Here is a 10572-nt window from a genome sequence, read left to right as displayed (position 1 = left end):
TAGGTATCAGCAGCTGCAATTACAACAGAACATTTGTTTTCTCGCAAAAGGTTTGCAACTTTTGCTATTGTTGTAGTCTTTCCCGTTCCATTGATGCCCATAAATGAAATGATGTATGGTTCTCCTTTTTCCTTCTTTTTTTGTATGNTCAAAAGATTTCAAGTCCTTGTATTCTTGTCCAACACCCAGGTAAAGAATTGGACTAGAAGTTACTTTAACTATGGATATGGCAGCTCCACCACGTGCATCTGCATCGCTTTTTGTAAGTATGGCACCATCAAATTTTGTATAGTTGTGAAACTCTCGCGCTTGACTCACGGTGTCATTTCCTGCTAACGAATCTCCTACAAATAATTTTAGATCAGGATTTACCACTTTGTTAATCTTTGATATCTGGTCCATCAAGTTTTTACTAGTTTGCATTCTGCCAGCAGTATCAATGAGTATACAATCTATCTTATGAGATTTGGCATAAAGAACTGCATCACGCGATACTGCAGCAGGATCAGAACCATAGTTTTGAGCGATGACTTTGACGTTGAGTCGTTTTCCATGTTCACTTATCTGCTCTATTGCACCTGCCCTATAGGTATCAGCAGCTGCAATCACAACAGAATATTTGTTTTCTCGCAAAAGATTTGCAACCTTTGCTATTGTTGTAGTCTTTCCCGTTCCATTTATACCCATAAATGAAATGATGTAGGGTTCCCCCGTTTCCTTCTTTTTTTGTAGATTAGAGAGAATGTCTACCTTTCCCGCATTGTCAAACATATTTGAGATGCTTTTTCGTAGTTCTTGCTTTACAGTTTCAGCAATCTTGTCTTTGTTTACAGTAGAGCCAATCAATTGATTCTTCAAGTCATCTTTTAGTGCGTCAATTACTTCGATAGCAACGTCTGATTCCAGTAATGCAATCTCAAGTTCAAATAAAACCTCATCAACATCTTTTTCCTTTAGTTCCTTTTCTCCAAAACTTTTAGCCGCTATAGAAAATGCATTTCGTAATTTTTCAAACATGTTATAATGCCTTACTGCGTTGGACTACGACTTGATTGTATAAGTTTGTTCATTTCGTGTTGTCCCTGCTCTAGCTTGGCAGATACTTCATATCGTTGTGATGCCAATTGTTGCAGTACAAGTTCAAGTTCTTTAATTCGAGATTCCATATAGTTTATCGCAGAATTTTTGTCTTGTTCTACAGATGCTCCTGCACCAATGTTTACAATCATTTTCTGTTCAGGATTTATTTTTGCTTTGACATATACTCCCAAACCAACTGGTACAAGTGTTTCACAGTCAACATTACCTGTCATCCCTTTCATTGATTCTACTGCATTTGATGCCTCTTGCAAAAGTCTCATTACAGTTTCTTCTCGCTGTACCAGATCAGTTAGATAAGATTCAAGAGCTTGCATCTGTTGCATCAGTGCTTGGGCCTGTTCTTCACTCATTTGCCAAAAATTCTCTTACTGACTATAAATTCATTCTGAAAGCGTGAAAATAAAACAAAAAGAAGAAAGGAATTATGCCTTTACCTTTGAGAGTCGTGCATCTATTTCGTCCCAGTTTATTACATTCCACCATGCATTGACATAGTCTGCACGTCGATTTTGATATTTCAGATAATAGGCGTGCTCCCAGACATCCAATCCCATTAACGGGATAAGGCCTTTGGTACGTGGACTTGTCTGATTTGGCATTGTAGTAAACTCGACTTTCTTTGTTTGAGGATTGTAAGTTAACCAACCCCATCCACTTCCTTGTATAGCAATGGTATCTTTGACAAATTTTTCTTTAAAGCTGTCAAAGTTTCCAAACACAGAATTGATAGCTCCTTCTAGGCTACCGCCTGGTTTTCCGCCACCGCTTGCTTTCATACTATTCCAAAACAAGGCATGGTTTTCGTAACCGCCTCCATGAAAATTCACTGCACCACGAACATTTTCTGGTACTTTACTCAAGTCTGCAAGCAACTTGGGCAGTTCCATGTTTTGTAGTCCTGCATCAAGATTTGCCAACGCATTGTTCAAGCCATCAGTATATGCTTGGTGATGTTTTGTGTGATGAATCTCCATTGTTTTGGCATCGATATGTGGTTCCAAGGAATCATACGAGTATGGTACTTTTGGAAGTTCATATTTTGCCATAATGCGTACGGGTCATTCTTGCAATTTATGGCTTTGGTTGCAAATGCATTTTATTTAGTCCTCATTCAGATACGATGTGGTAGAGAAGTTCCTAGTTTTCTCTCTTGTTTTTGTTTTATGCGTCACATGCTTTATTGCAAGTTCTGAAGAACAGGATACACTTTCAAGCAGCATAAAATTAGTTGGTGTCCAACTGCCAAAACAAAATGGCTTGGACGGTCAGGGAATAAAAATTGGAATAATAGATACAGGAATTGATTTTGATCATCCAGATTTACATGGTTACGGCAAATCAGGAAGAATCGCTGGAGGATATGATTATGTCAATACCGACAAGAGGCCAATTGACGTAAATGGTCATGGTACCGAAGTTGCAGGAATAATTGGCGCCAATGGAAGTTTTTCCGGCATGGCTCCAAGATCCCAGTTATTCTCATACAAGGTGTCATCTTCCGGAGAAGCAGTCTCATCTGAATACATCATACAAGCCATCTCTCGCGCCATAGAAGACAAGATGAATGTTGTAAACATCAGCCTCGGAGTCAATAGAACTAATGACGAATTGGAGAATGCAGTTGACGAGGCTGTAAAAAAAGGAATTGTCATAGTTACAGCTGCAGGAAATAATGGACCTGATGACATGACAATTGGCAGTCCAGGCAGAGATTTTAACGTGATAACAGTTGGAGCATCTTACAACAACATAACATCAAGTCTTGTATCGACACTAGAGGTCGGAAACAAGCAGTACAATGTAATACCAATGCTTGGCACAGATGTTTTGCAAAGTCCAGTCAAAGGCAAGATAGTTTATGGCGGATATGGCAGAGTCAAAGATCTTCAAGGCATAGATGTCAAAGATTCCATATTGCTCGAACAGCGTGGCAGTGATACAAAAGGTGAGAAGGTATTTTTTTCTGAAAAAGAAAAAAATGCTGCAGACCGTGGAGCAAGAGGTTTGATAGTATACAACAATCAAAGTGGAATTTTCTTTGGTGAACTAAGGGGACCCAACTCAACAAATTACCAACCACGAATTCCTGTAATTTCAATATCAGGAAGCGACGGTCTTGAATTAAAATCAATGTCAAAAAACAACACACTGGGCAGTCTGAACATATTTTATCATCCAGACTTTGTCGCACCGTTTAGCTCACGTGGTCCTGTATCACCATTTTATGTAAAACCAGATCTTGTAGCCCCAGGAGTTTATGTTAACACTACAGCACTTGGAGGAAAGTACAATCTGACTAGTGGAACAAGCATAGCAACACCACATGTTACAGGAGCAATCGCATTATTATTACAAGAGCATCCAAATTTGGACCCCTCATCTGTAATATCACTAATAGATACAACAACTGACCCTGTCACAGATGCTTATGGTNAGGAGCAATCGCATTATTATTACAAGAGCATCCAAATTTGAGCCCATCATCTGTAATATCCCTAATAGATACAACAACTGATCCTGTTACAGACGCTTATGGCAAGACATTTTCAATCAGTATAGCAGGCAGTGGAAGGCTAAATGTCACAAGAGCAAGTTCTGCGGATCTAGTCATTTCCCCTCACAGCCTAGTCTTTAATGTATCATATCAAAACCCTAGTGATATCAAAACACTAAACCTGCACTCAATAGACAACACTACAATCCCAAAATTAAAAGTCCAGTTTGAGTCTAGTNCAGTCTAGTCTTTAATTTATCGTATCAAAACCCTAGTGATGTCAAAGTGCTACACTTGCACTCAATAGACAATACTATAGTCCCAAGACTAAAAGTCCAGTTCNCTAGTGTTTAATGTGTCATATCAAGACCCTAGTGATACCAAAGTACTGAATCTGCACTCATTAGACAACACTATAATTCCAAAATTAAAAGTCCAGTTCGAATCTAGCAACCCAAGCTTGGTTTTCAATTACACCTCAAGTAACAATACGTTATCTGCACAGATTACAGATAACGCAAAAAATCCAGGCGATTATGACGGATTTGTAACAATCGATGATTCAAAAACAGTATACCGAGTCCCTGTCTTGATTCATGTAACCAAGGGAACACTAGAGGCAAGTCAAAATAATAACCAGATCAGTTTTTCAATAAATTATCCTGACAAGTGGTCATATGCAAAAATTTCTTTAATGAAAGCTGGCTCACATGATATCAAAACAATTGGAATCACTCCACAAGATTCCAAGACAATTTCAATCAATAGCGCAGGAGAATATTGGATACAGGCTGACATCAAGGTTGAAAACGAGACAGACCATGCATACAAGATATTATCAATAGACCATGTCACAGAAAATTATCCAGACATTGAAGAAATTTTGCAAATTCCAATAAAACAAACAATAATTATTTTTTCCATTATAGCGATTGCGGTTACGGTATCTTTGATAAAACGTAGATAGACTCAGTTGTGCGGTCCAGCATCTTTTATTTCTTGAGCAACGTTTCCAAACTTTTTAAAGTTCTCAACAAACATTTGAGCCAGTTTTTTTGCAGACGAGTCATAACCGTCTTTATCAGACCAAGTATTTCTTGGGTTTAACACCTCAGAAGGAACGTTAGGACATGTAACTGGAATATCCAAATTAAAGACAGTATCCTTCCTATACTGTACCTTGTCTAGTTCTCCTGAAAGTGCTGCTGTTACCATGCTTCTTGTATAGTGAATATTCATCCTCTTTCCAATTCCATATGGCCCACCTGACCAGCCAGTATTTATCAAATATACAGTTGTCTTGTGTTTTGTTGTCTTTTCTCCCAACAATTTTGCGTAAACTGATGCATGTCTTGACATGAAAGGAGCCCCAAAGCATTCAGAAAATGTTGCCCTAGGTTCAGTTATACCTCGTTCAGTGCCTGCAAGCTTGCTTGTATATCCAGACATAAAGTGATACATTGCACCTTCTTTTGTGAGCCTGGCTATTGGAGGCAGTACACCAAATGCATCTGCTGTCAAAAATATTATGACTTGAGGGTTTCCTCCAAGACTTGGAATTACAGAACCTGGAATAAAATCAAGGGGATAAGCTGCTCTAGTATTTTCTGTAAGGCTGCCATCATTGAAATCCGGCATCATGGTTGTCTTGTCAATTACAACATTTTCCAGTACAGCACCAGATCTTATCGCATCCCAGATTTGTGGCTCTGCATCTTTGTTTAGATTGATGCATTTTGCATAGCATCCACCTTCAAAATTAAAAATGCCTCTATCAGACCAACCGTGTTCATCATCTCCTATCAACTTACGATTCGAGTCAGCAGATAGTGTGGTCTTGCCAGTACCTGAGAGGCCAAAGAATAAAGCTGTGTCTCCACTCTTTCCAATATTAGCAGAGCAGTGCATTGGAAAGACACCGCGTGATGGTAAATTGTAATTCATTACTGAGAACATTGCTTTTTTTATTTCGCCAGCATACGAAGTTGCTCCAATCAAGACAACTTTCTTTGTATAATTTAGAAGAATGAATGCATCAGTTCTTGTACCATCAACCTCTGGTACTGCTTTGAAATCATTTAGTGCGATAACGGTATATTCTGGTTTGTGTGTTTCAAGTTCTGAAACAGTTGGTCTGATGAATAATTGTCTTACAAAGAGACTCTGCCATGGATGATCAGTTATGATTCTAATTGGTAATCTGTGTTCAGTGTCTGCGCCTACAAATCCATCAAAGATGAAGATCTCCTTGCCTGCCATGTGATTTGTCATCTTTGCAAATATCTTGTCAAACTTGTCTTCTGGAAATGGATGGTTGATCTTACCCCAGTCAACAGTATTGTGGGTTTGCTCATCATCGACTATAAAACGATCATCGGGGGATCTTCCAGTATATTTCCCAGTTTTTACAGCCATTGCCCCACTTGCCGTGAGAATGCCTTCGTTTCTCTCTTCGATTAGATCAATGAGATCTTTGACCTGCAGGTTTCTCTGTATCTTTGCAGGTTTTATTCCCATTTGGTCCAATTGAGATACAACGTGACGAGTGATTGTAGGTTCCAAATCCTCTATCATCTGGTAAGACGATTTCTTATAAAATTCCTTATTATCTCTTCGGATCAAAAGCCACTAAACAAGAAACGTATTTATTGTAAAATTTAGTCAGAGTCGTGTACATGCCGATCAATAAAGAAGCTCTTGAACTTAGAAAGAAAGTGGCTGAACATAGGCCAGATTTTGTTAGGCAAGAGAGCTGGAGATATGCAAAACTTGCAGAGACTTGGAGAAAACCAAAAGGTATGGACAACCATCAAAGAAAACAAAAGAAGGGATGGCCAGCCCTAGTCCGAGTAGGATATGGTGGACCAAAGATCGCAAGAGGATTACATCCATCAGGATTTACAGATAATCTAGTTTACAATTTAAAAGACTTGGAAAAACTTGATCCAAAAAAAGACGGTGTTAGATTTGGCCACGGAGTAGGAAAAAAGAAAAGATCTGAAATAATTACCAAGGCATTAGAGAAGAACTTCAAAGTATTCAACGCAAGGGTGTCAGCTAGTGGTAGTAAATCTTAAGTCCAAAAGACAGCTAGTCTCCAGAATTCTTGGAGTCGGCATGGGCAGAGTAAGATTTGATCCAGAATATTTGGATGACATAACAGATGCAATCACTCGTGATAACATTCGAAGTTTGATAACTGCAGGCACAATCCAAGTAAAACCAGTAGTAGGAACTTCAAAGGGAAGAGCACATTTTAAGAAATCTCAAAAACGCAAACGTGGAACTAAACAAGGTTCCAAAAAGGGAAGAAAAGGATCTAGAGTCGGAAAGAAGGAAGTATATGTCAAGAGAATAAGAGCCATGAGACATCAGCTTAAAGTATCAAAATCAAGAAAGGAAATACCAAATGAGAGTTATTGGAAATTATACAAGCAAGTTGGTGGAAACCAAGTAAGAAACTTGGCTCACCTTAGAAGCTTGATAGAAGAAGTTCGTTCCAAAAAGTAAAACTCAGAATCTATAGATTGTATTTTTGTCAAGGATTTTTCCTTGTTTGATTTTTACGCCTTCTTGTGAAAGCATGTTAGTTTTTATTTTTTCTCCCCATGCATAGCCTCCAACTTTACCACTGGACAGTATTACCCTATGACATGGAACGATTACAGGAAATGGATTCTTGTTCATGATTCTCCCTATAGCTCGTTGTCCATTTTTTAGACCTACAGCCTTTGCAAGTTCGCCATAGGTTGTCACTTTTCCTTTTGGAACTTTCAAGAGTTCTTTGTACACTTTATGTTCTAGTTTCAAATCTTTACCATCTCTAGACCACTTGTATTTATCATCTCGACTATTTTTTGTTTGTTCTTTCCCAATCCACTCCAATCTACTAGAGCAAATTTGGCTTCATGATTTCGTTCCAATATATGAGTAAAAAGTTCTATATCGATATTATCAAGGCCATGTTTTGGAATAACAGTACCTAATGCAAGATCGCCTTCAAGCAGTTCTTTATTGAATTTATCAGGATAATGGGTACCTCCAAAGCATATGGCAACATCATGTTTGTGTGGAATCTCAGACATTTCTTTTAAGACAATTTGTGCCACATTTTCACACAATTTTTTATCGGTCCATTCTTTCTCAGTTGTGCCTATTTCAATGAACAGTGTGGGTTTACTCAATGCAGTTGGCCCATGATGGGTTGCTTCTATTGTAATGTCAAATTTTGAAAATAGGTTTCTTTCTTCCCATAGCCGTTTCATGTAGGATTTTTGCCTGTGTGGGTATGGTATTGCAACTTGCCTGGCAAACCCTCCAAACAAGGCATCGCCAAAGTTTCCAGTACTGTGACACGTCAATGCAAGATCTCCACTTTCAGAGGCATGCTTTGACAGGAACACGTATCCATCATAATGATATTTTTCCTCAAGCCAATCAGCAGATATTGCAGGAGACGGTATCACTACGAGATCAAATTTATTTCCATGAAAAACTCCATCATCATCTTTTTTCATTTGCTTTGAAAGAAATGTTGCCATGTTAAACCCCGCAGGATCAGACTCGTATGCTACCAACAGTTCCATAAGAAATAGACAAACTACTAGTTTATTATTTTAAACGAAACTCAAATTTACACATCGTGCATACGTACAGTATNGCAGTTGCAGATGGTCAGAATAGACATATCATTTGAATTTGACTTCTAAATATATACTTTAAAATTTAAATAATACTAGTAGTATTACAAACACATGAGAGTAAAGTTAGATCCAAATGTAAAGCGAGATACAACATCAATCAAGATAGATCCATCAGTCTGGAAGGAAGCAAAAAAAGATGCCATAGACAGAGAACTTGATTTATCACAACTAGTAGAGATTGCATTAAAGACATGGTTAGAAGATGAAGACCCCAAGAGAGTCAAAAATGACTTGAAAGAGAAATAGAAAATGTCCCATTCCACAGCATATAGAGAAAATTTATCAGATGTTGCAGATGTAATAGAGAGATACAGCAAGGTGTTTGAGCGCCTTGATAATATAACAACAGATGAGGACATGAAAATAATATACGGTTCATTGCGTGTGATGAACTATTTTCTAGGCAAATCATACCTAGTTTCAGTCAATTTACTAAAGGAGGTCAATGTCTTGTTTCATGCCATAGAGAAACTACCAAGAAAAGCAGAGTATGAAGAGATCAAAGAAATGGTTGAGAAACAAAGAGAGAGTATTGTCAATACCTTGATTCCGATAAAAGAGGCATTTGAGAGATCAGCAGAATATGAGAATTTTGGCAGAAAGAAAGCAAATGATGAAAATGGAAAGTGAATAAGAGTGCCATACAAAGACCAATCAAGCAAGAGGTCACCAAAATCTATGGAATCATTTNCAGAATACGAAAATTTTGGCAGAAAGAAAGCAAATGATGAGAATGGAAAGTGAATGAGAATGTCATACAAAGACCAATCAAGCAAGACGTCACCAAAATCTATGGAGTCATTGGAGATACTAGAAGTACGAAGCAGAGAAGATCTCATTGAAGAGTGGTTGTCCCTCAATCCAAGAGATGTGACAGATTTTAATCGAGCAAGCATCAAAAAAATAACTACCAAGGTTACCATAACATTTGATTTTGGCAAGGAAGAGTGTCTTCTAGTATTTCAGCACTAGAATAGAATATTTGAAAATACTCAAAACTTGCCCGAGCCAAAAATATGAAAACATCTCTTTAGCATCACAGTACGACTAAAATGTAACAATCCATGTCCAAAATAAGAATTATAAGGACACTTTGGGCAAAGCCCTCCAATGGTAAAGGTAAATCCAAAACAGATGCTCAAGGACATGGTCAATACTATGAAACTTGCCAAAAAGTCAGATAAAGAGGACTACATGGAACATTTGAGACTTGTAATTTTAGGAATGGCCACACTTGGAGCCATTGGATTCATCATTCAGTTTACATTTGCTGTTATTAATTTAGGACATAGATAAAATGGCACAAGAAACAAAATCACACTTTTTTGCAGTTAGGACCACGGGAGGCCAAGAAAAGGTCGTCATGGGACTACTAGAGAATCGAATTAAACTGAAAAAACTCAACATACAATCAGTTCTACTGCTAGAAAATCTCAAAGGCTATGTTGTTGTAGAGGCAATAGATGCAAATGCAGCATTTGATGCATTGCAGGGAATCAGACACATCAGAGGCCAACTAAGAGGAGAATTAACATTCAAGGATATCGAGGGTTATCTAGTAAAGAAATCCACAGTTTCAGAACTTGTAGTAGATCAAGTAGTAGAGATTATTGGTGGTCCATTCAAGGGTATGAAAGCCACAGTCACAAGAGTAGATCATGATAAAGAAGAAGCTACAGTAATTCTACTTGATGCACCATACCAATTGCCAGTTACTGTTGATGCAAACTATCTCAAACCATCAACTCATTAGCAAGGATTAAATTTACAGTTCAGAGGGAAGAAAAAATATGGCAGATATGCAAACTGTTTCTGCACTTGTAACAGGAGGTCAAGCTAGTGCAGGTCCTCCTTTGGGTCCAACTTTGGGACCACTCGGTGTAAACATCTTACAGATAGTTACTGCCATAAATGAAAAGACTAAAGATTTTGAAGGAATGAAAGTGCCTGTCACAGTCAATGTAGACAAGAGCACAAAGAAATGGACCGTAGAAGTTGGAATTCCTTCTGCTGCGGCCTTGATTCTAAAAGAAGCAGGTATCCAGAAAGGATCAGGAACTTCAGGTGCCACCTGGGTTGGAGACATCTCACCAGATTCTGTTGTCAAAGTTGCAAAATTGAAAATCGATTCTTCTTATGCTCTCAATGTTAGAGCTGCTTCAAAAGAAATAATCGGAACATGTCTTGCACTTGGAGTCAAAATAGATGGCAAGAATCCAAAAGAAGCAACTGCTGATCTAGAATCAGGCAAGTGGGACGACAAATTCAAGTAGA

At 38.1% G+C, this 10572-nt stretch carries 15 protein-coding genes and 2 pseudogenes; 10 read left to right on the top strand and 7 right to left on the bottom strand.

The features are described from left to right. From DYY66_RS02680 to DYY66_RS02665, 4 genes and pseudogenes are all read right to left on the bottom strand, one after another. Positions 1-147 (bottom strand): annotated as a pseudogene (locus tag DYY66_RS02680) (signal recognition particle-docking protein FtsY); the annotation flags it as partial. Position 148: 1 nt separating this feature from the next. Beyond that, positions 149-1017 (bottom strand): signal recognition particle-docking protein FtsY (ftsY, locus tag DYY66_RS02675; RefSeq protein ID WP_166285986.1); only part of this gene is annotated, 869 nt, incomplete at its 3' end. 11 nt (positions 1018-1028) lie between these two features. Further along, positions 1029-1451, bottom strand: coding sequence for a prefoldin subunit alpha (pfdA, locus tag DYY66_RS02670; RefSeq protein WP_166285980.1), 423 nt, complete (start codon positions 1449-1451; stop codon positions 1029-1031). A 72-nt stretch (positions 1452-1523) separates the two neighbouring features. Then, a complete protein-coding gene (locus DYY66_RS02665) occupies positions 1524-2147 on the bottom strand; it encodes a superoxide dismutase (protein WP_166285978.1) in 624 nt (207 codons plus the stop codon). A 76-nt stretch (positions 2148-2223) separates the two neighbouring features. Here DYY66_RS02665 and DYY66_RS15775 point away from each other — a divergent pair. Continuing rightward, positions 2224-3534 (top strand): annotated as a pseudogene (locus DYY66_RS15775) (S8 family peptidase); the annotation flags it as partial. A gap of 404 nt (positions 3535-3938) precedes the next feature. Then, the coding region (locus DYY66_RS02650; protein ID WP_394352552.1) for a hypothetical protein at positions 3939-4562 on the top strand (624 nt) is incomplete at its 5' end. 2 nt (positions 4563-4564) lie between these two features. Here DYY66_RS02650 and pckA read toward each other — a convergent pair. Next, positions 4565-6169, bottom strand: coding sequence for a phosphoenolpyruvate carboxykinase (ATP) (gene pckA / locus DYY66_RS02645; protein ID WP_166285970.1), 1605 nt, complete (start codon positions 6167-6169; stop codon positions 4565-4567). Positions 6170-6270: 101 nt separating this feature from the next. On the opposite strand from pckA, the gene DYY66_RS02640 reads away from it, so the two are divergent. Together DYY66_RS02640 and DYY66_RS02635 are read left to right on the top strand one after the other, a co-directional pair. Continuing rightward, the gene (locus tag DYY66_RS02640) at positions 6271-6672 is read left to right on the top strand and encodes a 50S ribosomal protein L32e (protein WP_166285968.1); all 402 of its coding nucleotides are present in this window, start codon (positions 6271-6273) and stop codon (positions 6670-6672) included. Further along, on the top strand, positions 6656-7105 hold the full coding sequence (locus DYY66_RS02635) for a 50S ribosomal protein L19e (protein ID WP_166285966.1): 450 nt from the start codon (positions 6656-6658) through the stop codon (positions 7103-7105). The genes DYY66_RS02640 and DYY66_RS02635 overlap by 17 nt, the downstream gene beginning before the upstream one ends. Positions 7106-7108: 3 nt before the next feature. On the opposite strand, the gene DYY66_RS02630 is transcribed toward DYY66_RS02635, so the two are convergent. Both DYY66_RS02630 and DYY66_RS02625 read right to left on the bottom strand, forming a co-directional pair. After that, positions 7109-7405: an MGMT family protein gene (locus tag DYY66_RS02630; protein ID WP_166285964.1), complete on the bottom strand. Its 297-nt coding sequence runs from the start codon at positions 7403-7405 to the stop codon at positions 7109-7111. Beyond that, positions 7402-8181: a D-aminoacyl-tRNA deacylase gene (locus tag DYY66_RS02625; protein WP_166285962.1), complete on the bottom strand. Its 780-nt coding sequence runs from the start codon at positions 8179-8181 to the stop codon at positions 7402-7404. Before DYY66_RS02625 ends, DYY66_RS02630 begins: the two co-directional genes overlap by 4 nt. Positions 8182-8349: 168 nt before the next feature. On the opposite strand from DYY66_RS02625, the gene DYY66_RS02620 reads away from it, so the two are divergent. From DYY66_RS02620 to DYY66_RS02595, 6 genes are all read left to right on the top strand, one after another. Next, positions 8350-8544, top strand: a complete 195-nt coding sequence (locus DYY66_RS02620; RefSeq protein ID WP_166285960.1) for a hypothetical protein — start codon at positions 8350-8352, stop codon at positions 8542-8544. Positions 8545-8547: 3 nt separating this feature from the next. Further along, positions 8548-8928, top strand: a complete 381-nt coding sequence (locus tag DYY66_RS02615) for a hypothetical protein (RefSeq protein ID WP_166285958.1) — start codon at positions 8548-8550, stop codon at positions 8926-8928. 120 nt (positions 8929-9048) lie between these two features. Then, a complete protein-coding gene (locus DYY66_RS02610) occupies positions 9049-9270 on the top strand; it encodes a hypothetical protein (protein WP_166285956.1) in 222 nt (73 codons plus the stop codon). A 138-nt stretch (positions 9271-9408) separates the two neighbouring features. Beyond that, positions 9409-9594 (top strand): SecE/sec61-gamma family protein translocase subunit, encoded by a 186-nt coding sequence (locus tag DYY66_RS02605; RefSeq protein ID WP_255496007.1) that lies wholly within the window; start codon positions 9409-9411, stop codon positions 9592-9594. 1 nt (position 9595) lies between these two features. Then, positions 9596-10051, top strand: a complete 456-nt coding sequence (locus DYY66_RS02600) for a transcription elongation factor Spt5 (RefSeq protein WP_148693231.1) — start codon at positions 9596-9598, stop codon at positions 10049-10051. A gap of 37 nt (positions 10052-10088) precedes the next feature. Continuing rightward, positions 10089-10571 carry a 50S ribosomal protein L11 gene (locus tag DYY66_RS02595; protein ID WP_166285954.1) on the top strand — a complete coding sequence of 161 codons (483 nt, stop codon included), beginning with the start codon at positions 10089-10091 and terminating at the stop codon, positions 10569-10571. Position 10572 lies beyond the last annotated feature (1 nt).

This window comes from Candidatus Nitrosotalea sp. FS (genome assembly GCF_011319475.1).
Lineage (GTDB): Archaea > Thermoproteota > Nitrososphaeria > Nitrososphaerales > Nitrosopumilaceae > Nitrosotalea.
This window is presented reverse-complemented; position numbering and strand designations above follow the sequence as displayed.